Genomic DNA, 25,885 nt, shown 5'->3' with positions numbered 1-25,885 from the left:
AAGACCCTGAGGGAGAAGATGAAGACCGCATCCCGCTGGTACAGCGAAGACGCCCAAGCCTGGATCGCCGAAGGAATCGCCGAAGGCAAAGCACAAGGACTCGCCGAAGGCAAAGCCGAAGGCAGGGCCGAAGGGGAGGCCAAGAGCCTGCTGCTGTTCCTGGAAGCCCGCGGCATCGAGGTGACGGACGAACAGCGGCAGCGGATCCTCCAATGCGCAGATCTCCAGCAACTGGAGACATGGGTCCGACGAGCCGCCACGGTCTCCTCCGCCGACGAACTGTTCGACTGACCCGACGAGCACCAACGCCCAACACGGCCTGAGCCGCACAGCCCAGGCCGCAGGCGTACACAGGGCAGGCAAACAGGCCTCGTCGAGTGCAACCCAACGGCCGGCTCGGCAAGCAGCGCGAGGCGGCGGGGAACAGTCCAGGAGAGCAGATGACGGCCGAGTCCCGCTGCTACAGCGAAACCGCCTGAGTCTGAATCCACAAGGGCAGAGCGGAAAGCGCTCGGGGCAGCGGGGTTCCCCGCCACGGTGGTCACAAGTGACGGGACCGCCCGCCATCCGGGCAATGCGCCATATAACCGTATGATCGTCACTGCGTCAGCGCGAGATATCTCCTCTGCGGGGGTGGCGCAGCCTGCGCTCGGGAGGCGCATCGTCATGCCGTGGGGCACTGACCTGTGAGCGAAAAAGCGCCAATTCAGCGGTCGCCGGACTTGATCTCCGACAGGAGGGCAGCGAACGCGGAACGGGTGAGGCGCAGGTGAGGGCCGTCGGGGTCCTTGGAATCCCGAACGCCGATCGTCGCTTCCAGGACAGCCACTTCAACACATGTGCTGCTGGACTCCTCTCCGGAATAGCTCGACTTGCGCCAGACGGGGGCGTGGCGATTCATAGCGCCTCCAAGATCGACTTGACCAGCGTCTCAGACTCACCGACCGGGAGTGCTTCACCTCCGATCATGTCGAATCGTACAGCCAGACGGTGCACATCGATAGGCCGCGCTACTACTCCACCGAGCCCCATTGCCCCCTCAACAAAGGCGACGTCGTTCCCCTCTGCAAAACCAAGAATGGTGAAGCCGCTGGACACGTAGACCGGCGCGCCGCTGGGAATGACCTGCACAGTGTTGCGGGGCTCGTTGGCCATCTTGAGCAGGTGCGCGAGTTGTTCTCGCATCACCTCGGGTCCGCCGACCGGGTCGCGCAGGGCCGTTTCCTTGATCAGCACCGTGATGAACGGCGGTTCGTCTCGTTGGAGGATGTCCTGGCGGCCCATGCGAGCGGCGACGGCCTGATCCAGGACGTCCGCTCGTTGCCCGGCGCTCAGCAGCTGCCGGGCGTACCGCTCGGTCTGGAAGAGCCCGGGAATGTGGAGCGGGTCGTAGATGCGGACGGAAACGGCCTGGGCCTCTTGCTCGGAGTAGTTCTGGAACGCGAGGTTCCAGCCCGCTTCGCGGATGACGTGCCAGTACTGCTCTTCGAAGTAGTCGGTCTCGTGGAGGCGGTCGAGTTTGACGCTGACGTCGAGGGTCGGGAGGCGGCGGAGGTTCTCGACGGCGGAGATGGTCTTGGGTGAGACGTTGCAGGCCGCGCCGACCTCGGCCTGGCTGAGGCCGTCGCGTTCGCGGTAGCGGCGCATGCGCTGGACGAACGCGGCGGCGCAGCTTCCCTTGGGGTCGAAATCGCGCTCTTCGGGCTCCATGGGGGGCTCCTCGTATCTACCGCGGGCGTGTATGTGCTCACGTACTTCCGGACCCTAGGTCCGCAGCCGCAGCCTTGAGGGTGTTTTACGGAAAGTGATGAGACGATCACCTAGAGGCTACAAGTGATCTCCGAGGAGGCGCGTCGGCTGCGGATGGTCAAGCTGCTGGCGCTGGCGGACGCGCTGGACGACGTGGGCATGCGGGCGCGCATCATCGACCACCCCCTGCGGTCGGCGCTGCTGCGCTGCCGGGACCCCGTGCAGATGGGGCCGACCCTGCTGGTGGTGTGCGCGCGGACGGCCGAGACCGGTTGCCGGTGGCAGTTCCGCTCCCACCCGTCCGGGGAGTTGATCGGTGGCGCCGAGGACGTCATGCATCCCGACGACGCCAAGGACGCCGCACTGACCATCACGGCGGCTCTCATGGTCGGACGCGGGCCTGACCACCAGCGACCGGCGCGGTGCTTGCTCCACGAAGGCAAACGGGTGTTTCGGACGCCCGCTGCGTCAACGACACCGCCACGGCGCTGGATCGTGGCCCTGATCCCGCTTACGGTCGAGATGCCGAGCAGGAAGGGCGGTTGGGCTGGTTCTGCGTCGCCTCGGCAGCAGGCGGCCGCCATCACTGTTGATGTCGTCGAGTGGGCGCCGCCGTCTGCGCGCTGCTCCCCCGCAGACGCCCTGAGGCGCGGCGGGGGTCGGTCAGCGGAGGAGGCAAAAGGCACGCCAGAGCAGGTAGCAGGCCAGGGCCGCCAGCAGGAGGGGCAGGCCCAGCAGGCTCGACGCGGTGCGGACGCGTTCCAGGGCCGTGCCCGAGGCGTGGCCCGCGATGGTCAGGCTCGAACCCCACACGCACGCGGCGGCCAGGTTGGCGGCGGCGAAGCGGCGGTAGGGGATGGAGGCGTCCGCCGCCATGCGGGGGAACAGTGTGCGCAGGCCGCCGATGCAGTGGGCGGCGAACGTCACCGTGCGGGGATGCGTCCGGACGCGGGCGAGTAGGCGGGTATAGCGCTCCCCTGTCAGCCGCGTGGTCAGTACGCCGCCGAGGCCGCGTGCGTAGCCGTAGTTCGCTCCGGCGGCCGAGGCGGCGATGACAGTGGCCAGAACGGCGGCGAACGGGCGGTCGCCGTATGCGGGATGGGTGAGGAACCCGGCGGTGACGACCGTGGCGGTGCCGGGGAGCAGCAGGCCGGCGAGGAGGCCGGACTCGGCGGCCAGGATCAGCGCCACCGCCGCGAGCAGCAGCGGCAGCGGGAGTTCGGCGAGGCGGTCGAGGAGTCCGGTGATGGCGCCTCCTCCCGGCCTGAATGCGGCGAGTCTACGGAGCGCGGACGCCGGCGCGCGACGGTGTGGCCGGTAGTGGGCTGTTGCACGTGACGGCAGTGACACCGGGCCGCGGTATTGCCGATGATGAAGGCATGGGGAGGCGACCGCTCGCATGGCTGGGCGGCGCCCTCGCTTTCTCCGCCATCGCCGTCCTGGGGATGCTGGGGCTGCTTCCCAGCCTGGACGACGCGGACAAGATCGCCAGTGTCGTCGGCGGCACCGCCGGGGTGCTGTCGTTCATCGTGGCGGTGCAGGCGCTGCGGGCCCAGCGCCGCGCCGGCGGTCCGCCGCCCGAGGAGGAGCCCGCGCGCCGGTTCCGGCTCGCGTTGAGCGAGCTCACCGAGGCGGTCCGCGAGCAGTGGCGCGCCGAGGCCGCCACCCGCGGCATCGGCGACAACGACCGGTTGCTGACGCTGCGCTGGTCGGCGCGGTCGGCGTCGGCGCTGTCCGGGGCGGCCGACGTCCGCGAGCTGAACGGTCCGGAGCAGGTCGTGGCCGCCTACGCCGCCACCGGCGCCCGGCGGCTGGTGATCGTCGGTGGTGTCGGCAGCGGCAAGTCCGCGCTGGCCGTGCTGCTGACCCGCGGTCTGGCCGAGCGGTGGCACGCGCACGGCGGTGCCGATCCGGCGCCGGTGTACTTCTCGCTCGCGTCGTGGAATCCGGAGGTGGAGGGCCTGCGGAGCTGGCTGGCCCGCCGCCTCGCCGACGACTACCCCTTTCTGCGCAACCGGGCCCGGTTCGGCCCGGACATGCCCGCGCGGTTGGTGCAGCGGCGCGGTGCGCTGCTGTTCGTCATGGACGGGCTCGACGAGATCCCCGCCGACAAGCGCGCCCGGGCCCTGCACGAGATCGAGCGCGCCGACCTCGCCGACATCGTGCTCACCTGCCGGACGGACGAGTACGAGGAGGTGCTGCGGGCGAGCGGGATGACCGTGGCCGGCGCGGCGCACGCCACCATCGAGCCGCTCACCGTCGGCGATCTGAACCTGGAGTTCCTCACCTACGGTTACGCGCCCCCGCAGGCGCAGCGGTGGGTGCCCGTGCTGGAGCGCGTGCGCCGCCGTCCGCAGGGCCGGTTGGCGCAGACGCTGCGCAGTCCGCTGATGGTGTCGCTGGCCCGCGACGTGTACCAGCATCCCGACCGCGACCCCGCGGAGCTGATCCGCCCGAACGCGTTCCCCACCCAGGAGGCCATCGAGCGGCATCTGGCGCACGCGCTGATCCCGGCGCTGTTCCGGCCGCCTCCTGACGACGATCAGCGCGGCCCCTGGGACGGTCGTGAGGCCGAGCGCTGGCTGCGTTACCTCGCCGGGGCCCTGCCGCCGGAGGAGAAGCAGATCCGCTGGTGGGAGCTGTCGCGGCTGGCCCGCGGCCCGGACCGGGTGCTGTCGGCGCTGTTCGGCGCGGCCGCGGTCGGCCCGGCGATCGGCCTCGGTTTCAACCTGCTGTGGGGCCGCTGGGCGGGGCTGGCCATCGGGGTGGTGTTCGCGCTGGCCATGGCGGTCGCGGCGATCCGGACGCTGCCACCGCCGTCGGCCCTGTACTTCGGCAGGCTGCGCAAGCTGTGGGCTCCGGTGATGGGCGGGCTTGAGGTCGGCGCCATCGCGGTGGTCGTGTGCAGCATCCGGGAGGGGCTGGCGTTCGGCGTGCCCGCGGGGCTGTTCCTGGGGGTGCCCATCGGTTTCGTGTACGCGTGGGCCGCGCCGGACGCGACCGTCCGCACGGTGACGCCCCGGCGGCTGCTGTACCAGGACATCCGGGTGGCGTTGGTGTTCGGCCTCACCTACGGCATCACGACCGGCGGCGTGGTGGGGTTCGCCGTGGACCCGTGGTACGGGGCCGCCTTCGGCCTGTTCTGCGGGCTGTCGGGGGCTTTCTTCTACGGCCCTGTGTGGCTGCTGGCGTTCCGCGTCGACAACGTGGGGGCCATCGCGTGGGTGCACTACACGTTCGCGCGGTTCGCCCTTGTGCCGCGCCGCCGACTGCCCTGGCGGACGCTGGCGTTTCTGGAGGAGGCGCACCGGCGCGGGGCGCTGCGGCAGGTGGGGGCCGCGTACGAGTTCCGCCACCAGCTCGTGCGGGAGGCGCTGGCCGCCCCGGCTAATCAGCCCTGACGTCCCGGCGCGGGGCGCGCGCCCGGTACACGACGGCCGGTGGCACGTTGGCCCATACGACCGGGCTGACCGCGACGTGGGTGAAGGCCGTGCGCAGCAGCCGCGGCAGGCGGCGGGCGGGCGGCATCCACAGCGCGTGGACGTAGGCGTAGGTGGTGAAGCAGCCGTCGTCGGTGAGCGCGGCTTGCACGGCGGTCATGATGGTGCGCTGCTGGGCCTCCGGCATCAGCGCCCAGGGGAGGCTGCTGACGACCGCGTCGACGCGTGCGGCGCCCCAGGCGTCCAGCACCGGGCCGAGTTCGGCGGCGTCCGCGCAGACGACCTCGACGTCGGGCCACTGCCGCGCGACGAGCCGGGCGAGCCGCGGGTTGACCTCCACGGCGAGGTGCCGCCGCGGTTCCCGGTGCCGGATGTGGTCGGTGACGGCGCCGGTGCCGGGCCCGAGTTCGAGCGCGACCCCGCGGCGGGGGACGGCACCGGCGAGGACCTGCGACAGCCGCCGCCCGCTCGGCGCGACGGCTGCGACGCGCGCGGGGTCCCGGAGGAACTCCCGCAGGAAGACCCTCGCGTCATGGCTCATCACGCGAGCGTACACGCGGCCAGTTCGGGGAGCGATGCCCCGCGATGACCGATCCGCACCCCTACGGCGCCATGGGATGAGCGGCTGACGGGAATCCGCCGTGACGTCCGGACGGTACGGGGAGGGCGAGCCGCACGCAGATAGTAGCGATATGACTTCAGAGCGCTATCTATGCTGGTATCTTCGGCGCCAGAGTGTGACGACGAGGCCGCCGACGGCCCAGGACGAGAGCACCCCGATGGGTACGCTGGCAGCCATGACCGCTCAGCCCGTGGACCCCGCGCCCGAGCAGCCGCACGACCCCGGCTACGACCCGTCCGCGATCTTCCAGGCGCTGCCCGACCGGTATCGCGATGCGTTCCGGGCGGACTACGACGCCGCACTGGAGGCCGCGCACGACTTCACCGAGTTCGCGCGCATTCGCGAGGTGCTGCAGCAGTGGCGGTTGAGGGCGATGGCTTACGCGCGCCCCGGTTACGACGAGGCGGTCCGGGACGCTCTGGAAGGCCGCGACGACAAGTTCTTCGGCGCCGACCAGGTGCCTGGATGGGCCGGAAAGCTGTGACCTACAAGTTCGACGGGTTCCACGGTCGTGCGCTGCATGAGCTGCATGGCCTGCCCACAGAAGTGCGGGACGGCCCGCTGCTCGAAAGAATCCTGGACCTCCTGGAGTCCCCGTGGGACGCGGTGCCCGCATCACCGGGTCAGTCCCTCGTGCGGCACGCGTTCTTCGGTGAAAACCAGGAAGGAATCCTCACTTTCCTCCTCATTGAGGAGACCGAACGCCTGAGGATCATCGACATCCTCTGGGCAGGCTGACATAGGGGAGGCGGGGCGGTTGCGGCGCCCCCGCCGGAGGGTCAGTCGGCGCTGGTGAGGGTGTTGAGGCGTTCGACGGCCTCGATGTACTCCTCCATGAGTTCGTAGACGACCTGGGCGGCGGGTTTGACCTGGTTCATGGAGCCGACGATCTGGCCGACGGGGAAGGTGGCCAGTTCGCCGTCGCCGGAGCGGTTGATGCGGCGCAGGGCGTCGGAGATCAGCATGAACTGCATGGGCATCGGCAGCGGGCCGGGGGATTTCTCGCTCTCCCACGCCTCGGTCCAGGCGGTCTTCAGCATGCGGGCGGGCTTGCCCGTCCAGGAGCGGGAGCGGACGGTGTCGCGGGAGGTGGCGGCCAGGAGCTTGGCGCGCTGCCGCTCGGGGGTGTCGGCCTCGTCGACGGTCAGCCAGATGGAGCCGGTCCATACGCCGTCGGCGCCCAGGGCCATGCCCGCGGCGATCTGCCGGCCGCTGCCGATGCCGCCGGCGGCCAGGACGATGGTGTCGGCGCCGACCGCGTCGACCACCTCGGGGATCAGCACCATGGTGGCCACGTCGCCGGTGTGGCCGCCCGCCTCGGTGCCCTGGGCGACGATGATGTCGACGCCGACCTCGACCTGCTTGCGGGCGTGCCGGGCGTTGGAGGCCAGGCCCGCGACCTTCACGCCGCGCCGGTGGGCCTGCTCGACGACGTCGGCGGGCGGCGGGCCGAGGGCGTTGGCCAGCAGCGCGATCGGGTGCCGGAGGGCGACCTCGACCTGCGGACGGCCGGTGGCGTCGGTCCAGCCGAGCAGCACCTTGCCCGCGCCCTCCTCGCCGAGCGGTTCGACGCCGTGCTCGGCCAGCAGGTCCTCCACGAACTGCCGGTGCCGGTCGGGGATCATGCTCTGCAGCCTGCCGACCAGTTCGGCCGCGTCGCCCACGTCGGCGCCTTCATACTTGGCGGGCATCACCACGTCGACGCCGTAGGGCTTGCCGCCGACGTGCTCGTCGATCCACTTCAGCTCCAGTTCGAGCTCCTCGGGAGTGAAGTACAGGGCGCCGAGGACGCCCATGCCGCCGGCGCGGCTCACCGCCGCGACCACGTCGCGGCAGTGACTGAACGCGAAGATCGGGTACTCGATGCCGAACAGTTCGGTGACTCGGGTCCGCACAGCCTCGACCATAGGCGCCGGACACCAAAACTGCAACAGGTTCTATTTGCGATTTGTTCTGACTGCTCGGCGTTGGAAGCCGTTCTTAGAACGGGTATCAGCCATGCCGGGCGGCGTAGGAGCCGGGCGGGCCCGGCGGGCGGCGCGGCGGGTCCTGCGCGGCGGGGCCGCGGGACGGGGCGCCCCCGGAGGCGGCGTCGCCCGCGGACGGTGTCGCGGCGCCGGGCCTGGGGGCGGCGGGCGCCGTCTTGAAGCGGCCGTCGGGGCGGCGCGGCGGCGGGGGCGCGGTCGGGCGGCGCGGGGCGGCGGTGAGGGCCAGCCGACCGCCGATGACCAGCAGGACCAGGCCCGCGGCCAGGGACCCGAACGGCAGGTAGCCGCGGAAGATGGAGATCTTCAGGGCGTTGGCGTCGGCCAGGTCGACCAGGGACTGCTGGTCGCGTTCGATCGTGGTCAGGTCGGCCTGCGCGGTGACCATGCGGCCGCGGCCGTCGGGGGTCTGCACGGTGCTGTAGATGTTCTGGCGGTGCCGGACCGGGATGCCGGTGCGCGGGTCCACCCAGACGGTGTTGGTGGCCTGCGTGTAGCGGTCGACCTTCTGCGGCGGGCTGTTCCTGCCGAGGCCGAGCAGGTCGCCGGGGATCTCGACGTCCAGGGACGAGGTCCGGGTGTTGGGGATCTGCTGGACGAACCGGTAGGCGGTCATGCCCTGCACGGTGTCCTCGCCGTCGTAGCGCATGGGCGCCAGCTGCTTGGTCGTCATGTCGAAGAAGGGGTAGTCGACCTTCTCGACGCGCCCGAGCGGGAACAGCAGCCCGTACCCCGACATGCGGACGCCGCTGTCGCCGTCGACGTTGACGCCGCAGCAGTTGACCAGCTCGGAGGTGCGGCGGTCGAACGCCATGCGGTAGCCCTGGATCTGGATGGGCTTGTCGGGGGCGGCGGTGTCGACGATGTTGGTCGTGGAGTCCCAGACCGCGATGTCGTCGTTGCCGTTGTTGGCGCGCACGTCCCCGCGCAGCGTGTTGGTGGCCAGCAGGGTGGCGCCCGTGCGGGTCTTGAGGGTGGAGGTGTCGAAGTAGGTGGCGTTGCGCGCCTCCAGCCGCGTCACCGCGTAGCGGTTGAGCGGCGCGACGAGGACCTTGTCGGCCACGTAGAACCGGACCAGCGGGCCCAGCGTCAGGAAGAACGCGCCCAGGCCGATGAGGGCCATTCCGACGGGTCGTCGCACGTACACCTCCGGGAGGACCGCCGGGTCCGGCGTGGTGCGCGTCACCCTACCGGACCGGTCGGACGGTCCGTCTAATAGGCCGATGCCGCGAACCGCATTTCGGACGCCCCTCAGTTCGGCGACCTTCGGTCGCCGAACTGAGGGGACGCCCCGCCGTTAGGCTACCGGCAGGTAAGCTCCGGGGCCATGGTCGCCGCGCAGCGCCTTCCGTCCGACGACGGACTGCCCCAGATCTCGGGGCACCAGAGCACACTCGACGGGGTGCGCGCGGTCGCCGCGTTGGCCGTGGTCGTCTACCACGTGGCCAGTACGTCCGGCGCCATCGGCCGCACCTGGTTGTTCAACGGCGGCCAGGTGGGCGTGCCGCTGTTCTTCACGCTGTCGGGGCTGCTGCTCTACCGTCCCTGGGCGGCGGCGGTACTGCTCGGGCACCCCTCCCCCAGCGTGCTCGGCTATCTGCGCAAACGCGCGCTGCGCATCCTGCCCGCCTACTGGGTCGTGGTCGTCTGCTTCATGCTGCTGGTGGCGAAAGAGCACATCGGCGACGCCGGCACGTGGACGTTCCTGCTCACCCTCACGCACACCTACCTGCCGGACCCGTGGTGGGGCACGAGCCTGGGTCCGCCGCACCTGGGGCAGATGTGGAGCCTGTCGGTGGAGGTCGCCTGGTATGCGCTGCTGCCGGTGACGGCGGCCGTGCTGGGCCGGTACGCGCGGCGCGCCCCGGCCGGGGACGTCGACGCGCGTGCCCGCAGGCTGCTGTACGGGCTCGCCGCGTACGCGTCCGTGTCCCTGGCCTACACGGTGGCGATGTTCGTCCCGCAGCCGCGTCCGCTGCTGGGCCTGTGGGTGCCGCGGTTCTTCGTCTGGTTCGCGATCGGCATGGCCCTGGCCGTGGTGACGGTGTGGGCGCGGACGGACACGCGCCGCCCGGTCGCGGACGTGTGCCGTGCGGTGGCCGACGCGTGGGGCGCGTGCTGGCTCGGCGCGGCCCTGCTCTACGTGATCGCCGCGACCCCGGTGACGGGCCCGCTGGACCTGGTGACGCCCGACGCGCTGTGGACCTCGCTGTTCGACCTGGTGCTGAACGGCCTGTGCGCGGTGGCGTTCGTGGCGCCGGTGGCGCTGGCGCCGCCCGGGCACGCGGCGATCGGCGCGGCGCTGGGCAACCCGGTGACGCGCTTCCTCGGCCGCGTCTCCTACGGCGTCTTCCTGTGGCAGATGCTGATCATCGTCGGTTGGTACGAGTGGCGCGACCGGGTGTTCCGCGGCGATCTGCTGCCCGATCTTCCGCTTCTGCTGGCGGCGACCATCGCAGCGGCGACGGCGAGCTACTACCTGGTGGAGCGTCCGGTTCAGCGGGTGGCGCGGGCGTGGGACCGGCGGGCGGAGGCCCGTCGGAGGGATCGGAGCCGGGCGGCCGCCGGTCCGGTGCCGCCCAGTTGAGCCGGATGGCGCCGCCGGTGCGGCGGCGGGCGCCGGGCCGCCACAGCTCGACGGCCAGGCGTCCGACGACGGCCAGGCCGAGCAGCTGCGGGACGAGGCTGTCCAGGGCGCCGGACGGCGCCGCCGGATTGCCGGTGATCTCCGGCCACACCGAGGCGATCAGGCATCCCGTCCCGGCCAGCATCAGCACGGCGGGCACCCACGGCGACGCCAGGACCCGGGCGTAGGCCGCGTCCCGGGTGCGCGCCCAGCCGCACGCCAGCGCGACGGGCAGCGCGACCGCCGCGCCCGGCAGCCCGGAGATCAGCCCGCCCAGCCCGGCCGCGGCCGCGATCGCCGCCCAGGCGGGCCAGCCCAGCCCGGCGGGCAGCGGGCCGAAGTCGGGCCTGCGGCGCCGGGACGGCCACAGCGCGAGCAGCAGCAGGACGGGCAGCAGCGCCAGCCCGCCCGGCACCGACACCCGCTGGGCGCGGTCGGGCTCGTAGGCGAGCCGGACGACGCCGTGCGTCCCGGCGGGCACGACCCAGCCCTGCTTCCACCCGTCCAGCCGGACGGGCCGCAGTTCGGTGCCGCCGACGGTGGCCCGCCAGCCGCTGTTGTAGTTCTCGTTGACGGTGAGGAACGAGCGGCGGTCGGCGTCCACCTGGACGCGGCGCGTCCCGGCCGACCATTCGAGCACCCGCACGGGGCGGCCCGCCGCCGAGCCGACCGCCGCGCCCGCCGCCGAGCCGACCGCCGCCGCCGAGCCGACCGGCGCGGCGCCGGCGTCGACGACGGCGGTCTCGACGCGGTAGGCGTCCTGCGGCGCGGACGCCAGGCGGTTGTCCCCGGCGCGCAGCGCGACCTGCCCGCAGGCGGTGAACCGCAGGGGGCGGCCCTCCAGCACGTCGCCCAGGGTGCCTTCGACGCGCGTGCGCACCGTGGCGCCGCCGAGCCGCAGCTCGGGGCCGAGGCCGCAGCCCAGCCGCAGCGGCGCCGACCGGATGTCGGGCAGCGCGCGCAGCCCCGGAACCTGCAGTTCGCTGATCTGGATGGGCTGCAGGCGCCCGTCGCGGGGGAACGTCAGGGTGAGCCGGTCGGTGGTCATCGGCGCGAACGTCAGCCTGCCCTGCGCGTCGGTCACCACCTCGCGGCTCTGGCCGCCGTACCCCTCCACGCGGACGCGCACCGGGCCGTTGGCGCCGGGCGGCCGCCGCAGGGTGATCGTGGAGACGCGTGTCGGTTTGCGCCATCGCAGCACGTAGGCGGGGGCGTCGTCGTCGGGATCGGCGATCCAGGCGGTGGCGGGGTCGCCGTCGAAGGCCGAACGCGGCTGGGCTGCGGGATGGTCGGAGATGACGGAGGTGGCGGTCACCCAGGGGCCGCCGCGCGCCGTGGTGTACCGCCGGATGAGCCGCCGGTCGGTGAGCACGGCCGTGCCGTACAGCCGCGTGCGGCCCGCCGCCGCGGCCGTGAACGTGCGGTCGAAGCCGCCGCCCTCCTCGTCGCGGACGCCGAGGTCGTCCGAGCACACCCAGCGCTGGGGGCCCTTCATGCAGTCGGGCGCGCCTCCGGGGGTGCGGCTCATCACGTACGTGGACGCCGGGACGTCCGGGAGGCGGTAGGTGCGGCCGACGGCCAGCCCGTCCACGGCCAGCTCGGCCACGGCCGCGCGGGTCAGCGCCGGGAACGCGGGCGTCGCGGCCAGGCCGGTGATGCGCAGCCGCACCCAGCGGGTCGTGCCCGGCGGTACGCGCAGCTGCTGCGGGGTGCCGTCGGGGCGGACGGCCTGGTCGAGGACGCCGCGTTCGGTCTGCACGGCGACGCGCGTGACGGCGGGGCCGAGCTCGTCGTCGCGGACGAACGCGGCGGTCAGCACGCCGATCTCGCGGGCGCGGGCGAAGTCGATCTGGAGCCACTGCCCGACCGGCCCGTTCCAGCCGCCGGTCTTCCAGGCGGTGGCGGGGTCGCCGTCGACGGCGGCGTACGGGGTGGCGGACGGGTCGTGCGCCTGCGGCACCCCGTCGGATCCGGACGCCGCCGACGACGCCGTGACGTTGCGGATCCCGGTGTACTCGGCGGCGGTGGCGTAGCGCCGCCAGCCGTCGTCGAGCACGTCGGACGCCTCGCCGCGTTCGGCGGCGGTCAGGGTCTGCGAGGTGTGGTGCAGCTCGCCGAAGTCGCGCCGCAGCAGCCGCGGCGAGTCGCTCACCGCCGCGGGTCCGCGCAGGTCGGAGGCGTCGTCGTCGAGCAGGACGGGACGGTCCGGCAGCACGCCGCCGTCGGCCATCGCCAGCAGCGACTCCGGACCGCCGTACACGCGCGGCGGGTCGGTCGCGTCCGCGAGCGCGACCACGTCGTCGGCGCCGGACACCTCGTACACCTCCAGCGGCGCCACCGGCTGGTCGAGGGCCGAGACCGCGTCGTCGACGGCCGCGCCGCCCACCGGCTGCCCGAACGAGGCGACCCGGCGCAGCCCGGGCGAGGCGTCGAGCGCCTGCCGCACCCGCCCCGGCCAGGCGCCGCGCAGCGTCTCCCGGCGCAGGTCGTTGCGGACCAGCACGTACCGCACGCCCATGCGCCCCAGGAACCGCGCCAGCCCGGGCGAGCCCTGCCCCGACCTGACCTGCAGGTCGACGGCGTCCAGCGCGCGCGTGTAGCCGGGGGATCCGGCGGGCACGAGCTGGCGCACGCCCCAGCGCGCCGACAGCAGCGGCTGGACGATGTCGTCCATCGGCCGCCCCCACAGGTACTCGCCGAACGACGACCCGGGCAGCGCCAGCACGGCCTGCCGTCCGGCGCGCGCGTTGAGCCAGGACGCCGCGTCCCGCCAGTACCCGGGCACGTCGGGGAACTCGCCCGGCCCCGAGAGCCCGTGCCGCACCGCCGTCGCGCCGATGCCGCCGACGGCCACGATCGCCGCGGTCTGCGCGGTGAGCAGGGTCCGCGCGCGGGCCCGCAGGGCGGACGCCCCGCCGGTGCCGCGGCGCGCGGCGGCCGCCATGACGGGCAGGTGCGCCAGGCCGAGCGCCAGCGGCAGCCGCACCACGGCGTCGAACTTGTGCAGGTTGCGCAGCGGCGCCAGCGGCCCGTCCAGCAGGTCGCGCAGCTGCGCGGCGAACGGGCCGGGCAGGTCGCCGCCGTGCCCGGCGGTGATGATCGCCAGTCCGGTCAGCAGCGTGACCAGCAGGAACGTGCGTTCGGGCAGCAGCCGGCCGAGCAGTCCGGCAAGGCCGAGCGCCGCGACGGCGCCGGTGCAGGCCATCGGCAGCGGGTCGAGCGCCAGGCCGTTGCCGAGCGGCCACCACACGGTGCCGTCCACGACCAGGTAGTTGATCCACCGTTCGGCGCCGCGCAGCACGTTGACCAGCCCGGTCGGGCCGGTCGTGGTGGCGGCCTTCTCGGTGTAGGTGAGCCAGGAGAACCCGTACGTGCCGGTGAGCAGCAGCGGGACCAGCCACCACAGGGACGCCGCCGCCACCGCCGCCGACCACCACGCCAGGATGCGCAGGCGGGGGGCGCGGCGCGGCCGGGTCAGCAGGTACAGGACGGGGACGACCAGCACCGCGACCGTCGCGGTGGCGTTGATGCCGCCGCAGCACGCCACGGCGAGCCCGGACCGCGCCGCCGCGCGGATGCGGCCGCCGCCCCGCACCGCGCCGACCAGCGGCAGCACGATCCACGGCAGCATCGCCACCGGCATGTACTCCGACGACAGCTGCCCCAGCGCCGCCACCGCGCCGGGCGCCAGCGCGTACGCCGTCCCGGCCAGCAGGCGGCCGCCGGGCGTGCCGATGCCGAGCCGCGCGGCCAGCGTGCGGACGCCGAGGAACGCCGTGCACATCAGCAGCGACAGCCACCACCGCTGGGTGATCCAGGCGGGCATGCCGACCAGGTCGCCGAGCGCGTAGAACGGCCCCATCGGGAACAGGTAGCCGACGGCCTGGTTCTGCAGCTGGCCGAGCTGCTCGGGGTCCCACAGGTGCAGCGCCCGGCCGAGGAACGCCAGCGGACGCACCGGCATGTCGATCTTGGTGTCGGCGAGGATCATGCCGGGGCGGGTGGAGAATGCCAGCGCGGTCAGGGCCAGGCAGCACACGGCGGCGCGCAGCCGGTCGCGCAGCCGCGCCGCCGCGTCCCCGGCGTCCGCCCCGGCCGCAGGGGGCGGGGCGGTGGCGGCCGGGTCCGCCTCACCCACGGCCATCTCGCCCCCCGTTCCTGTCCTGGATCCCCACACTTCGTCGCTTCGGCGGCGAGGTCGTCAGGGAGAGCCGTCCTCCGGGTGGCCGAGGAGGCGTTCCAGCGGGGTCGCCGTCCGCAGCACCCGCACCGCATCGCCGTGTTCGGCCACGAGCATGTCGCGGACGGGGCCCTCGACCACCTGCACGGCACCATCATGGGCGATGACAAGCGCGCGCTTGTCGCCGGTGGCCGCCGTCCCCGCGCGGACGGCAGAGGTCACCAGGCGGGCCATCCGGTCGGCGGTGCGCGCCCAGTCGAACTCGCCCGCCCAGCGTCGGCACGCGTCGGCGACCTGTTGCCGCCGCGACGGGTCGTCCAGCTCCTTCAGGGCGCGTTCGACGACGTCCGCCAGCGGCTCCCCGGGGGCGGCCAGCCAGCCGGTCACTCCGTCGCGGACCGCGTCGCGCAGGCCGTCGACGTCGTAGGCGACCGTGGGCACGCCGTGTGCCGCGGCCTCGATGACGCTCAGCCCCCACCCCTCGCCCTGGGACGCGCTCAGATGCAGGTCGGCGCGCGCCACCAGAGCCGCCTTCACGTCCTCGGGAACGTAGCCGTGCAGCGTCACCGTGTGGTCGAGCCCCCGGGCGGCGACCTCGTCGGCAAGGGACGCCCGCTCGGGCCCGTCGCCCACGATGTGCAGGCGCAGGGCGGGGTGGGAGGCGGCCAGGCGTTCGGCCATGTCGAGCAGGCGGCGCGTCCGTTTGTGCGGGACGAGCCGCGTCACGCACACCAGCTCGGGGTCGCCGCGCTCGGGCAGATCGGCGGGCGGCGCAACGGGAGCGGAGGCCACGCCGTTGGGCACGACGTACGTCGCCCCGTCCCAGCCCAACCGGTCCCGCACCGCGCGCAGGGTGGACGGCGACACGACCACGAAGGCGTGCCGGCGGTACGTCCACCGGCTGACCGGCCCCTCCAGGAACCGGCCGATCCGCGCCAGCCACCCGGGGAAGTACAGGCCGAACTGGGCGTCGTGCACGTGGTGCACCACGCAGAACACCGGGACCCGGCGGGGCAGCGCCCACGGGGTGAAGAACGGGATGCCGTTCTGGCAGTCGATCACCGCGTCGAGGGACCGGCGCCGTACCGCCGTCCACGCCAGCACCAGCGGGTAGACGGTGAACCGGCCGCCCAGCCGCGTGAACCGCACGCCCTCCGCGACCTCGCGGCGGCGCTGCCCGGGGGCCCGGCACGTCACGTAGCGGACGCGGGCGCCGCGTGCGGCCAGCCGCCGCGCCAGCTCCCAGGCGTACCGTTCGGCGCCGCCCGCCGCCGGGTGCCGGGGGTCGCGCCAGTTGACGACCGCCAGCCGCAGGCCGTCCAGATCGGCTCTCATCCGCGTCCGGCGCCCGAGACGGTCGGCAGCGGGACGGGCTCGGCGCGGGCGACGGGCACGGGCAGCCCGACCCGGCCCGCGCGGGCGCGGGCCGCCGGGCCCGTGCGGATGCGCAGCAGGTCGCGCAGGCACTCCAGGGAGTGGCGGCGCACCGAGAACGTGCTGCCCGGACGGTCGTGCCACACCACCGGGATGTCGGTGATCGGCGCACCGCGCCGCACGCAGTGCGCGAGCAGCTCGACGTCGAACGCGAACCCGGTCGTGCGCAGGTCGGCGGCGGCCGCGCGGGCCAGCGGGCCGGCGAAGAACTTGAAGCCGCACTGGGTGTCGGTCACCCCGCCCGCCAGGTCGCGGACGAGCCGGTTGAACACGACGGCGCCCAGGCGGCGCAGCGGCCGGCCGTACCCGTCGACGACCGATTCGGGGTGGCGGCGCGACCCGACCACGACCGGCCGTCCCGCGCTCAGCAGCGCCAGCACGCGGCGCAGCGCCGACAGCTCGGTGGCCATGTCGGCGTCGCAGAACCCCACGTAGGGCGCGCGCGTGGCGAGCATCCCGGCGCGCACGGCCGCGCCCTTGCCGCGCCGCTCGCAGGTCAGCAGCCGGACCGGGACGGGCCCGTCCCAGCCGCGCACGATCGCGGCGGTGCCGTCGGTGCTGGCGTTGTCGACGACGATGACGCCCGCGGCGACGGGCAGGGCGGCGAGCTCGGCGCACAGCCGCGACAGCCCCGCCGGGAGCCGCTCGGCCTCGTTGTAGGCCGGGACGACGATCTCGAGGACGGCGGGGCCGGAGGTGGGGGCGGCCATGGGGCCTCCGGACGGCGGGCGGCGGACCGCGGTCGCGCCGCGGTCAGCGGGAACCGTAGTTGTAGAGCGGCTTGATGACCGGGTCCTTCTGGGAGGCGCTGGCCAGCTGCACCGCGCCGAACGAGGCGACGGCTGCCAGCAGGACGCCGACCAGAGCGGAGATCGCGATGCGCATCAGTCGACCCTTCGACGGGGGTTACGGCCGAGTAGCGGGGTGCCCAGAGTAATGGCTGAGCCCAGACATGACCAGACGATCGCGATACCCGTGACGATCCAGGCGCCCGCGACGGCCGCGGTCGGCACTCGCTCGTCCGGCACGTCCGCCGCGCCCTCGATGCGGTACAGGACCAGGTCGCGGCCGCGCAGCACGACCTCGGCGCCGGCGAGCCGCCGTTCCTGCGGGCCTGCGTTGGCGGGGTCGTCGACCGCGACGTAGCGGACGCCTTCGCGGCGCAGCGCCTCGGTCAGCGGGGCGCCCGACCGGATCAGCGGGTCGAGGCGGACCGTGCGCGGGTCCTCGGCCGCGACGGTGGTGCCGTCCACGGTCACCGCGTCGTTGGCGATGACCCTGCGGTGCAGGTAGCGGGGCAGCGGGTCCAGGACGCGCCGTCCGTGGTTCCACTGCGGGCTCCGGTAGGCGGCCCAGGGAAGCAGCAGCACCGCGCCGGGCTGCTCGTCGGCGTGGACGATGTCGCGTGCCCGCGCCCAGTCGTCCGGGTAGTCGACGGCGCGCAGCTCCCCGGCGGCACCCCACGCCAGCGACGGCAGCAGCACCAGCGGGGTGAGCACCGCGCCTGCCGCGACCGCGTCCAAGCGCGCTTGCGCGGCCCGGTCGGCGGCCAGGCCCAGCCCCACGGCGACGACGACGGCCAGGGGCGCCGCGTACTGCTGCCCGTCGCGGAACACCGAGAACCCGGACCACAGTCCGATCAGCCCCTCCAGCACGGGCGCCGCCACGGCGCCCAGGGCCGCCACCGCGAAACCGACCGCCGCCGCCCCCGCCAGACCGCGTTTCCAGGGGGCGTCGGCGTTCGCGCACCATCGTCCGTAGGCGAACAACGCCACCAGCACGACGGCCAGCCACACCCCTGAGGTGACGGCGTTGCCGTATGCGGCGGGCACGGTCTCGCCGTTCCAGACGCCGCCGAGCAGCAGCAGGCTGCCGAGCGTCCCGAACGGGGTGTCCGCGCGCGCGGCGAACGCCTCCACCGCACTGCCGTCCCCCGGTACGCCCCCGGCACGCAGCAGCCCCGGTACGAGCCAGGGCAGGCTCAGCACGGCCAGCGCCGCGACGACCCGCAGCACCCCCGCGCCACGGCGCCGCGCCGCCGCCACGGCCAGCGCGGTGATGCCGGACACGGTCAGCGCGGCGAACCCCCCGATCGCGGCGGGCAGCAACGCGCGTATCAGACGGCGCCCGCCGCCCCGTGCGTCCGCGTCCGCCGCCGCTGCCACCACCCACGGCAGCGCCGCGTACCCCAGCAGCAGCGCCCACTGCCCCAGCAGCAGGCGCTCGGCGACGAACGGGTTCCAGGCGTAGCAGACCCCGGCCGCGAGCCTCGGCAGTATGCGCGGCGAGGGGACCAGCGACGCCGCCGCCGTGCACGCCATGACGAAGACGGCGAGCAGGACGAGTTTCTGTGCCGCGTCCCCCGGGAGGACGGTGGCGAGCGCCGTGACGAACGCGTCGCTGGGGACGTGCCGGGGCACCGTCCCGGTCACGCCGAACGTCCACGACGTGAACCCGGGGTCGGGCACGAACACCATGTCGTACGACAGCACGAACCCGGGCGCCAGGCCGGGGCCGAGCACGAGCAGCCCGAGCCCCAGCCCGGTCAGTGCGGGCAGGGGCCACCCCGCCCGCCACGTCCGTCCGCCCGCTGCCATCAGACGTCCGACGTTAACGCCTACCGGCCCGAGCTGTCCGTTCAGTCGCGGGGCAGGCCGAGGATGCGTTCGCCGATGACGTTCAGGTTGACCTCGGTCGTGCCGCCGCCGATGGTCATCGCGCGGGACGCCAGCAGGTGGCGGGTCCAGCGGCGGCGCAGCTCGGACTTCCACCCGCCGGTCAGGGCGCCCTCCTCGCCCAGCAGCGTGAAGCCGTACTCGGTGACGCGCTGCCCGTGCTCCATCGCCACCAGCTTGCGGACGTTGGCGGTCGCGCCCGGGTCGGTGCCGGAGATCTGCTTGAGGGTGGCGCGCAGGCCCAGCAGCGTGAACGCGTGCTCGTCGCAGGCCAGCCGGCCCAGCTCGTCGCGCACCACCGGGTCGTCGGCCAGGCCCAGCTCGCGGGCCAGCCGCACCAGGCGGGGCAGGTCGCCGCCGAGCTGGAAGGTGCTGGTCAGCCCGACCCGCTCGTTGGCCAGGGTGTTGCGGGCGACCCGCCAGCCCTCCCCCGGCTCGCCGACCACCAGCTCGTCGGGGACGAACACGCCGTCCAGGAACACCTCGTTGAAGACGGCGTCGCCGGTGCACTCGCGCAGCGGGCGGACGTCGATGCCCGCGGAGGCCATGTCGACCAGGAAGTAGGTCAGGCCGTCGTGCTTGGGCCGGTCCGGGTGGCTGCGGGCCAGGCAGATGCCCCACTGCGCGTCCCGGGCCAGCGACGTCCACACCTTCTGCCCGGTGATCCGCCAGCCGCCCTCGACCTTCTCCGCGCGCGTGGACAGCCCGGCCAGGTCCGAGCCGGCGCCGGGCTCGCTGAACAGCTGGCACCAGATGATCTCGCCGCGCAGCGTCGGCGGCAGGAACCGCTCCTTCTGGGCGGGCGTGCCGTACTGCACCAGCGACGGCACCACCCACCCGGCGATCATCAGCGGGACCGGCTGCACACCCGCCGCGGCCAGCTCCTGCCGGATGACGATCTGCTCGACGGGCCCGGCGTCGCGGCCCCAGGGCGTGGGCAGGTGCGGGGTGACCCAGCCGCCTTCGGCCATCGCGGCGCGCTGCCGCGGGAGGTCCATGGCGGCCATCTCGGCGATCCGCGGCCGGATCCGCTCGCGCAGCGGCGCGGCCTCCTCTTCGGGCAGGTCGATGTCGGCGGGGCGGCGCACGCCCGCGACCGCCAGTTCGGCCACCCGCGCCCGGGCCGCGCTCGCCCGGCCGAGCAGCGCGCGCAGCGTCAGCGCCCGCCGGTAGACCAGGTGCGCGTCGTGCTCGAAGGTGTAGCCGATGCCGCCGTGCACCTGGATGTTGCCCTCGGCGCAGGTCACGGCGGCGTCGGCGGCCAGCGCGTCGGCCACCGCGACCGCGTAGCGGCGCTGCTCGGGCGCGTCGGCGCCGGTCAGCGCGCGGGCGGCGTCCCACACGGCGGCGCGGGCGCGTTCGACGGCGATCAGCATCCGGGCGCACCGGTGCTTGACGCCCTGGAACTGCCCGATGGGGCGGCCGAACTGCTCGCGGGTCTTGGCGTAGGCGACGGCGTCGTCCAGCGCGCGCCCCGCCACGCCGCACGCCTCGGCGCCCAGCAGGACGACGGCGATGGCGTGCACGTCCACGTCCGGGGCGAGCAGGCGCTCCTCCGGCACGTCGGCGCCGGCGAGCGCGACCGCCGCAACGGGACGGGTCAGGTCCAGCGACTCCAGCTCCGACACCTCGACCCGGTCGCGGCCGACCGCGGCCCAGCGGTCCCCGACCGGCACGACGAACACGTCGGCGGCCGCCGCGCCCAGCACCGGCGGCCCGCCGAGGCCGCCGAGCGCCACGCAGCCGGTGCGCGAGCCGTCCGCCAGCCCCGGCAGCAGCTCGGCCTTGACCGCTTCCGAGCCGCCCGCGGCGATGACGGCGGAGGCCAGGACGGTCGGCAGGTACGCGCCCGGGGCGAGGGCCCGGCCGAGCTCCTCCAGCGCGACGGCCTGTTCGAGCAGGCCGAAGCCCTGGCCGCCGTACCCTTCGGGAAGGTGCAGCCCCGGCAGCCCCTGCGCGGCGAGCGCCGCCCGGAACCCGCCGTCGTCGGCCTCCCGGACCGCTTTGGCCGTGATGTGCCGCCCGGCGAGCCCGCGGACCGCCTCCGCCAGCCGTTCGTGTTCCTCCGTCAACCCGATCGCCATGCCCGGCCCCTTCTGCTCGGCGTGCGGCGCACAGCCTAATAGAACGGCATTCGGTTGCCGAGAGGGAGACCGCCCCGAAGACGGCGAAGGGGCCGAGGGCCGGTGAGGCGGCGCCGGTCAGGCGGTGCCGGTGCGGGGCGCGGGCTTGATCCCGGACAGGAACCGGTTGACGTCCGGCCACATCTTGCGGTGCGTGTTCGGCAGCGACGCGAACACCACCGCCGGGGCGGGCTTGCCGGTGTCGATCACGGCGGTCGCCACCACCTCGCCGGTGGCGCGCACCCCGGCCCGCTTGTAGGTCAGGTACGAGGCGACCAGCCAGCCCTGGCGGCCGCCCACCGGCAGCGCCTGCGACGCCAGCGGCTCCGTCTTGTGCGGGAACTGGTAGTACGTGGCCTCGATGTCCTTGGCGGCCAGGACCGCCACCGACCGGACGCTCGACGGCCCGTCGTAGGAGGCGCGCAGCGCCGGGGCGAGCGTGCCGGTGAGCAGCTGCCCGTACCAGATCCGCCCGCCGTTGCGCTCGGTGACCAGGATCTGCTGCCCCGACCAGCCCGACACCGCGAGCTTGTTCTGCTTGGTCGGCACCTGCCAGGGCTTGGCCAGCCGCGGGTAGGACAGGCCCGCGTGGGCGTCGGTGACCTGCGCCAGCACCTTGCTGGGCCGCCCGGGGAAGCGGCGCAGCGGGCGGTCGGCGGGCAGCGACACCGCGGGCGCCTGCACGCCGCGCGCCGCCGCCCCCTTCTCCTCGCCGGAGCCGGAGTCGTCGTCGCCGCGCTGCTTGACGTAGTAGACGGCGCCCGCCGCCAGCAGCCCCAGCACGAGCAGCCCGACGCCGCCGTACAGCGCCAGCCGCGACCGGCCGCCCTCCTCGTCGCCGCCCGGCGCGGTGGAGCCGCCCAGCTTGGCGTCGGCGGCCGCCTCGTCGGCCATCCACGCGGGCATCTGCCAGTTGCCGCTGCTCGGGCGGCCCGGCTTGGCGGGGGTCGCGGTGGTGGACGTCGGCGCCTGGTACCGCGGATCGGCGGCGCCGTCCGCGTCCGGCCCGGAGCCGTCGAACAGCTCGCCCTCCCACCGGTCGCCCCGGTCGGCCTGCCCGGTCTGCTCGCCCTGCTCCTCGTCCGCCGGCCGGTCGGCCCGGTCGCCGGCCCGGGCGGCCGCCGCCCCGGCCGCGGCCCCGGCGGGCTTGGCATCCGGTATGGGCGCGACCTTGACGTCCTCGGCCTCCGGCGGCGTGGCGCCCGAGCGCTCTCCCCTCTCGCTACCGTCGCTCATCTCGGTCCAGCGCGCGTCGCGCTCCCCCTGATCGGACATGCGGCACACGTTACGCGAAGATCACTGCGGGCACTCCGGCCCCCAGTCACACTCAGGAAACAATCAGCCGTTCCCGCACCATCAGTGTGGCGCCCGCCACCGCGGCGGGCATCAACACCACCGCCGCCAGCGGCACCAGGAACGTGACGAACGTCGCCACGCCGAACCCGACCGCCAGCGGCCGGTTCCGGCGCAGCACCGCGAGCCGGTCCCGGCGCAGCAGGCCGCGGCGTCCCAGCGCCACGGAGGTCAGCTCGGCGGCCAGCAGGTAGCCCGACACGCACGCCGCCACCACCGGAACGACGGTCTGGCCGACGACGGGCAGGAACCCGCAGGCGAAGAAGAGCACGGCGAACAGCAGGGCGATCAGGCCCATCACGATCGCGTCGCCGACCGCCCGCCCGATCTGGGTGAGCAGCGGCACGTCCGGCTCCGGCGGGGCGCCGCCCTGCGACTCCTCCACCCGCACCGAGATCGCCTCGTAGAACGGGTCGCCCACCAGCAGCGTCACCGCGGTGAACGTCACCACCGCCAGGAACAGCGCCGCCCCGACGATCGCCGCACCGGCGACGACCCGCGCGGCGCCCCGCAGCCCGGACGACCAGTCGTCGGCGAACGGCGTCACCCACCCGGCCATGTCGCCCAGGTTCCACACCAGCGCGATCAGCCCCGCCGCGTACGCCGCGAGGACGATCAACGCCGGGATCAGTCCGAACAGCCACTGCGCGGGACGCCGCGCCACCCAGGCCAGCCCCCGGAACAGGTAGCCGACCCCGTTGAACAGGTCCTTGAACCACGACGGGCGGGGCGCCTCCGCGCCGCCCGGCGTGTCCATCCGGCCCATCGGCACCTGCGGTGCCGCCGGGCCGTGCGGGCCCGCCGGCACCGGTCGCCCCGTCCGGCCGGGGGTTGCGCCCGGCCCGTGCTGCTCGTACGGCTGAACCACGCCCCCAAATTAGCGGCCTTGGGATCACTCCGCGATCGGGGCGTCGCGCTGGGCCGCCGACCCGCGCCCGCGGAGGCGCGCCTGGTGGACTTATGCGATCATGGTGTGAATCACATCTCCCCGCGTCGTTGAGGGTGATGCGCATGTCCGGCGCCCTGGACCGCCGTCTTGAGTCGTTCTCGCCCTCGCTGGCGTGGGCGGTGGTGCTCACCGCGCTCGCGTTCTCCGTGTTCGGGCTGGGTCAGGCGGTCCGCGAGGACCGCGCGGCCGACCGCGCCGCGGCCGGTGACGGACGCGCGGGCGTGTTCGTCGCCGACTCGCAGAGCTGCGGCCGCGGCGGATGCCACTGGTACGGGACCTTCACTCCCGACGGCGCCCCGCAGGACGGCGCCTCCGGCGTCCGGCTGCGCGGCGTGGACGCGGACGCCGTCGCCCGCGGCGACCGGATCCCCGCCCTCGACGTGGGGGCACCCGACTCCGTGTACGCGGCGGACGGCTCCCCGGAGCGGGGCGAGGCCATCTCGGCACTGGTGTTCGGGCTGCTGTTCGGCGCCATCGGTCTCGTCGGCGCGGCGGTCCTGGCCGTGCGGACGCCGTGGGCCGAGCTGCCCGGGCGCCTGCGGGCCGTCGACCCGGCCGAGGCCCTGCGCACCTGGGCGCGCGAACTGTTCACCGCGGACCGCTGGGGCTGGAGCGCCCGGGGACCGTCCGCGGTGCCGGTGAAGATCGTCCGAGCGCCCGCGCGGACCTACGGCTGGGCGCTCGCCTACCCGTTCGTGCTGCCGGCGGCGATCGGCTCCGCCGGGGCGGGCACCGAGCTGCTGCTGCACGACGACCCCGCCGGTTTCGACGAACTGCTGTTCAACCTGTTCTTCGCCGCCGCGCTGGCGGTGCCCGTCACGCCGGCGGTGCAGATCGGCCGGATGCTGCTGCTGCGGCCGAGGCTGCGGGTGCGCGACGACGAGATCGTCATCCGTGACAGCGTGCTGCTGTGGAAGGCGGCGCGGATCCGGCGCGCGGACATCGCCGCCGTCCGGGCGACCGGCGAGAACACCGGCGGCCGCCTGGGCGCGGACGGGCACGCCGAACTGACGCCGTTCCGGGAACCGCTCAACCTCGACCTTCTGCTCCGCACCGGCGTGCGCCTGCCGGGACGGCGCCGCAGATGGGGCAACTGGATCTGGCTCATCAGCCGGGGCACGGACCGGCGCCTGGCCGACCGCCCCCTGCTGCCCCGGCGCGGCGAGCGGTACCGCCGGATCTCGCTGCGCGTCAGCGACCCGGAGCGGGTGGCGGACGACCTGCGCCGCTGGCTGGGCGTCCCGGAGACGCCGCCCCGCCGGCCGGGCTTCGAGCCCGCCGACCACTTCCTCTACGGCAGGCGCGCCGTCCGCACCGGCACCGGCGACCGGTCCCTCACGATCAAGGAGACGTCGGCACCGCAGCCCGTGCTCGCCGAGATCGCCAACGACGGCGCCGCCCGCATGCGCGTCCTCGCGGGCCGCCCCGGCCTGCGCGCGGGGGAGCCGCTGGCGTCGGTCCCCGGTGGCGCGTCCGCCCGGCTCGTCGTCGACGGCGGGGCGCGGCTGCGGGTCAAGGCGGCGGGCGCCTGGACGGTCGCGTTCGGCGGCCCGGAAACGGCCCGCGCGTTCGACCGGACGGTCTCCGGCCGCGGACGCGACGTGGTCAGGTACGAGGGGCCGCCCGGCATCGGCATCCTCACCGAAGGCGGGGCCGACGAGGTGCTCCTGCGCGGCGCCGACCTGGCCCTCCGGCACAGCGTGGGGCAGGTCGTGCCCGTCGAGCGGCGGGGACCGCAGCCGGCCGCGCTCGCCTCCGGCTGCTCGTTCGCCGTCCCGGCCGGAGCCGTTCTGGAAGTGCGCGCGGACGGCGCCTGGACCATCGAGGTCCTGCCGCTGCGGCAGATACCGGGCACCCCGGACCTGCTGGACGGGCCGGGCACGGACCATGTGCACCCGTTCGGCGTCTTTTCCGTGCAGGGCGCGCACCCGGCGGTGCTGTTCTACACCGGCCCGGCGGCGCGCCTGGAGACGTCCTTCCGGGGGAAGGGCGGCTTCGCCGTGCACCGCCTCACCGAAGGGCTCGCACCGGCCGCCGACGGCGACGCGCCGATCGACCTGCAGCCGTGGACGCTGCTCCAGGTCAGCACCAGCGGCTCCGGCCGCTGGCGGCTGCGCGCGGCCGTCACGGCGGGCACCACCCGCTCTGACGCCTCACAAGTCCGGGAGGACGCGCCCGCGCGGTGCTCCGCGTCCGCCGCCGGCTTCGATCGCCGGCGGCGGACGCGGAGCCGGAGCGCGTCACCGGGTCACCACTGCTCGGCGCGCTCCTCGGCCAGCAGCTTCAGGCCGGAGTCGGTGCGCTCGTAGCGGTTCATCACCGACAGCGGCGGCGAGTACACGTGCACGCTCACGGCGGGCGCCGTCGAGGTGTTGCGCACGTCGTGGATGTAGTCGGGGCCGAACGCGCGCGTCTGCCCCGTGCCGACGTGCCGCGTGCCGCCCAGGTCGTCCTCCTCCAGCTCCCCCAGGGCGACGGCGAACGCGCCGCGCGAGCCGCCGTGGTCGTGCAGGCCGGTGGACTGGCCGGGCAGCCAGCTGATCAGCCAGACCTCGTAGTCCTCGTCCTGGTGCAGGCGCTCGTACCAGCGCCCGTCGGGGTTGAGCCGCACGCGCCACAGCCAGTCGCTCGGATCGGCGGCCAATGCACTGGCCATTTCGGCCAGCTTGCCGGCGGTCGCGGGCCCAGTGGTGGGCCCAGTGGTGGGCCCAGTGGTGGGCGCGGTCGTGCTCGCGGTCATGGTGTTCTG

General features: G+C 74.3%; 20 protein-coding genes and 2 pseudogenes. 7 read left to right on the top strand and 15 right to left on the bottom strand.

The window, feature by feature from the left end:
• Together ABD879_RS13330 and ABD879_RS32955 are read left to right on the top strand one after the other, a co-directional pair.
• Positions 1-291 (top strand): annotated as a pseudogene (locus ABD879_RS13330) (hypothetical protein); the annotation flags it as partial.
• 246 nt (positions 292-537) lie between these two features.
• Positions 538-690 carry a hypothetical protein gene (locus tag ABD879_RS32955; RefSeq protein ID WP_378271712.1) on the top strand — a complete coding sequence of 51 codons (153 nt, stop codon included), beginning with the start codon at positions 538-540 and terminating at the stop codon, positions 688-690.
• Between the two features lie 16 nt (positions 691-706).
• On the opposite strand, the gene ABD879_RS13325 is transcribed toward ABD879_RS32955, so the two are convergent.
• The 3 genes from ABD879_RS13325 to ABD879_RS13315 all read right to left on the bottom strand — a co-directional run bounded on the left by ABD879_RS13325 (position 707) and on the right by ABD879_RS13315 (position 2,940).
• The gene (locus tag ABD879_RS13325) at positions 707-901 is read right to left on the bottom strand and encodes a DUF397 domain-containing protein (RefSeq protein ID WP_345021113.1); all 195 of its coding nucleotides are present in this window, start codon (positions 899-901) and stop codon (positions 707-709) included.
• Entirely contained in the window at positions 898-1,710 is an 813-nt protein-coding gene (locus tag ABD879_RS13320) for a helix-turn-helix domain-containing protein (RefSeq protein WP_345021110.1), read from the bottom strand. Before ABD879_RS13320 ends, ABD879_RS13325 begins: the two co-directional genes overlap by 4 nt.
• 702 nt (positions 1,711-2,412) lie before the next feature.
• Positions 2,413-2,940: a DedA family protein gene (locus tag ABD879_RS13315; protein WP_345021108.1), complete on the bottom strand. Its 528-nt coding sequence runs from the start codon at positions 2,938-2,940 to the stop codon at positions 2,413-2,415.
• A gap of 188 nt (positions 2,941-3,128) precedes the next feature.
• Here ABD879_RS13315 and ABD879_RS13310 point away from each other — a divergent pair, with 188 nt between their 5' ends.
• Positions 3,129-5,150, top strand: a complete 2,022-nt coding sequence (locus ABD879_RS13310; RefSeq protein WP_345021106.1) for an NACHT domain-containing protein — start codon at positions 3,129-3,131, stop codon at positions 5,148-5,150.
• On the opposite strand, the gene ABD879_RS13305 is transcribed toward ABD879_RS13310, so the two are convergent.
• The gene (locus ABD879_RS13305) at positions 5,137-5,730 is read right to left on the bottom strand and encodes a class I SAM-dependent methyltransferase (protein WP_345021104.1); all 594 of its coding nucleotides are present in this window, start codon (positions 5,728-5,730) and stop codon (positions 5,137-5,139) included. The genes ABD879_RS13310 and ABD879_RS13305 overlap by 14 nt on opposite strands.
• A 256-nt stretch (positions 5,731-5,986) precedes the next feature.
• Here ABD879_RS13305 and ABD879_RS13300 point away from each other — a divergent pair, with 256 nt between their 5' ends.
• On the top strand, positions 5,987-6,295 hold the full coding sequence (locus ABD879_RS13300) for a DUF6247 family protein (protein WP_345021102.1): 309 nt from the start codon (positions 5,987-5,989) through the stop codon (positions 6,293-6,295).
• On the top strand, positions 6,292-6,549 hold the full coding sequence (locus ABD879_RS13295; RefSeq protein ID WP_345021101.1) for a hypothetical protein: 258 nt from the start codon (positions 6,292-6,294) through the stop codon (positions 6,547-6,549). Before ABD879_RS13300 ends, ABD879_RS13295 begins: the two co-directional genes overlap by 4 nt.
• Before the next feature lie 41 nt (positions 6,550-6,590).
• Here ABD879_RS13295 and ABD879_RS13290 read toward each other — a convergent pair whose 3' ends face one another.
• The gene (locus ABD879_RS13290) at positions 6,591-7,706 is read right to left on the bottom strand and encodes an NAD(P)H-dependent flavin oxidoreductase (protein ID WP_345021100.1); all 1,116 of its coding nucleotides are present in this window, start codon (positions 7,704-7,706) and stop codon (positions 6,591-6,593) included.
• A 97-nt stretch (positions 7,707-7,803) separates the two neighbouring features.
• Complete coding sequence (gene pgfA, locus ABD879_RS13285; protein ID WP_345021098.1) at positions 7,804-8,937, bottom strand: cell envelope lipid trafficking protein PgfA; 1,134 nt, start codon at positions 8,935-8,937, stop codon at positions 7,804-7,806.
• Positions 8,938-9,123: 186 nt separating this feature from the next.
• Here pgfA and ABD879_RS13280 point away from each other — a divergent pair, with 186 nt between their 5' ends.
• On the top strand, positions 9,124-10,383 hold the full coding sequence (locus ABD879_RS13280; protein ID WP_345021096.1) for an acyltransferase family protein: 1,260 nt from the start codon (positions 9,124-9,126) through the stop codon (positions 10,381-10,383).
• A 1,069-nt stretch (positions 10,384-11,452) separates the two neighbouring features.
• Here ABD879_RS13280 and ABD879_RS13275 read toward each other — a convergent pair.
• The 8 genes and pseudogenes from ABD879_RS13275 to ABD879_RS13240 all read right to left on the bottom strand — a co-directional run.
• Positions 11,453-14,566 (bottom strand): annotated as a pseudogene (locus ABD879_RS13275) (alpha-(1->3)-arabinofuranosyltransferase domain-containing protein); the annotation flags it as partial.
• A 57-nt stretch (positions 14,567-14,623) separates the two neighbouring features.
• A complete protein-coding gene (locus tag ABD879_RS13270) occupies positions 14,624-15,937 on the bottom strand; it encodes a glycosyltransferase family 4 protein (RefSeq protein ID WP_345021094.1) in 1,314 nt (437 codons plus the stop codon).
• Positions 15,934-16,746, bottom strand: a complete 813-nt coding sequence (locus tag ABD879_RS13265) for a glycosyltransferase (protein ID WP_345021092.1) — start codon at positions 16,744-16,746, stop codon at positions 15,934-15,936. Before ABD879_RS13265 ends, ABD879_RS13270 begins: the two co-directional genes overlap by 4 nt.
• Before the next feature lie 43 nt (positions 16,747-16,789).
• Complete coding sequence (locus tag ABD879_RS13260; protein ID WP_285492230.1) at positions 16,790-16,921, bottom strand: hypothetical protein; 132 nt, start codon at positions 16,919-16,921, stop codon at positions 16,790-16,792.
• On the bottom strand, positions 16,921-18,633 hold the full coding sequence (locus tag ABD879_RS13255) for an MmpA family trehalose lipid delivery protein (RefSeq protein ID WP_345021089.1): 1,713 nt from the start codon (positions 18,631-18,633) through the stop codon (positions 16,921-16,923). The genes ABD879_RS13260 and ABD879_RS13255 overlap by 1 nt, the downstream gene beginning before the upstream one ends.
• 41 nt (positions 18,634-18,674) lie before the next feature.
• Positions 18,675-20,795, bottom strand: a complete 2,121-nt coding sequence (locus ABD879_RS13250) for an acyl-CoA dehydrogenase family protein (RefSeq protein ID WP_345021087.1) — start codon at positions 20,793-20,795, stop codon at positions 18,675-18,677.
• A gap of 117 nt (positions 20,796-20,912) precedes the next feature.
• Positions 20,913-22,109 (bottom strand): hypothetical protein, encoded by a 1,197-nt coding sequence (locus ABD879_RS13245; RefSeq protein WP_345021085.1) that lies wholly within the window; start codon positions 22,107-22,109, stop codon positions 20,913-20,915.
• 52 nt (positions 22,110-22,161) lie between these two features.
• Entirely contained in the window at positions 22,162-23,055 is an 894-nt protein-coding gene (locus ABD879_RS13240) for an EI24 domain-containing protein (protein WP_345021083.1), read from the bottom strand.
• Between the two features lie 143 nt (positions 23,056-23,198).
• Here ABD879_RS13240 and ABD879_RS13235 point away from each other — a divergent pair, with 143 nt between their 5' ends.
• On the top strand, positions 23,199-25,445 hold the full coding sequence (locus tag ABD879_RS13235; RefSeq protein ID WP_345021081.1) for a hypothetical protein: 2,247 nt from the start codon (positions 23,199-23,201) through the stop codon (positions 25,443-25,445).
• Here ABD879_RS13235 and ABD879_RS13230 read toward each other — a convergent pair.
• Positions 25,385-25,792, bottom strand: a complete 408-nt coding sequence (locus tag ABD879_RS13230) for a cysteine dioxygenase (protein WP_345021078.1) — start codon at positions 25,790-25,792, stop codon at positions 25,385-25,387. The two genes, ABD879_RS13235 and ABD879_RS13230, sit on opposite strands and share 61 nt — an antisense overlap.
• Between the last annotated feature and the right edge of the window lie 93 nt (positions 25,793-25,885).

The sequence above is a fragment of the Actinomadura keratinilytica genome, from assembly GCF_039539665.1.
Classification (GTDB): Bacteria; Actinomycetota; Actinomycetes; order Streptosporangiales; family Streptosporangiaceae; genus Spirillospora; species Spirillospora keratinilytica.
Note: the sequence above shows the minus strand (reverse complement) of the source record. Positions and strands in the feature narration are given on the sequence as shown.

Bases quoted from the DNA above. Each gene is read 5' to 3' on its own strand.
- ABD879_RS13325 (WP_345021113.1), bottom strand. From the start codon at position 901: ATGAATCGCCACGCCCCCGTCTGGCGCAAGTCGAGCTATTCCGGAGAG.
- ABD879_RS13320 (WP_345021110.1), bottom strand. From the start codon at position 1,710: ATGGAGCCCGAAGAGCGCGATTTCGACCCCAAGGGAAGCTGCGCCGCC.
- ABD879_RS13310 (WP_345021106.1), top strand. From the start codon at position 3,129: ATGGGGAGGCGACCGCTCGCATGGCTGGGCGGCGCCCTCGCTTTCTCC.
- ABD879_RS13305 (WP_345021104.1), bottom strand. From the start codon at position 5,730: ATGAGCCATGACGCGAGGGTCTTCCTGCGGGAGTTCCTCCGGGACCCC.
- ABD879_RS13300 (WP_345021102.1), top strand. From the start codon at position 5,987: ATGACCGCTCAGCCCGTGGACCCCGCGCCCGAGCAGCCGCACGACCCC.
- ABD879_RS13280 (WP_345021096.1), top strand. From the start codon at position 9,124: ATGGTCGCCGCGCAGCGCCTTCCGTCCGACGACGGACTGCCCCAGATC.
- ABD879_RS13270 (WP_345021094.1), bottom strand. From the start codon at position 15,937: ATGAGAGCCGATCTGGACGGCCTGCGGCTGGCGGTCGTCAACTGGCGC.
- ABD879_RS13265 (WP_345021092.1), bottom strand. From the start codon at position 16,746: ATGGCCGCCCCCACCTCCGGCCCCGCCGTCCTCGAGATCGTCGTCCCG.
- ABD879_RS13260 (WP_285492230.1), bottom strand. From the start codon at position 16,921: ATGCGCATCGCGATCTCCGCTCTGGTCGGCGTCCTGCTGGCAGCCGTC.
- ABD879_RS13255 (WP_345021089.1), bottom strand. From the start codon at position 18,633: ATGGCAGCGGGCGGACGGACGTGGCGGGCGGGGTGGCCCCTGCCCGCA.
- ABD879_RS13250 (WP_345021087.1), bottom strand. From the start codon at position 20,795: ATGGCGATCGGGTTGACGGAGGAACACGAACGGCTGGCGGAGGCGGTC.
- ABD879_RS13245 (WP_345021085.1), bottom strand. From the start codon at position 22,109: ATGTCCGATCAGGGGGAGCGCGACGCGCGCTGGACCGAGATGAGCGAC.
- ABD879_RS13235 (WP_345021081.1), top strand. From the start codon at position 23,199: ATGTCCGGCGCCCTGGACCGCCGTCTTGAGTCGTTCTCGCCCTCGCTG.
- ABD879_RS13230 (WP_345021078.1), bottom strand. From the start codon at position 25,792: ATGGCCAGTGCATTGGCCGCCGATCCGAGCGACTGGCTGTGGCGCGTG.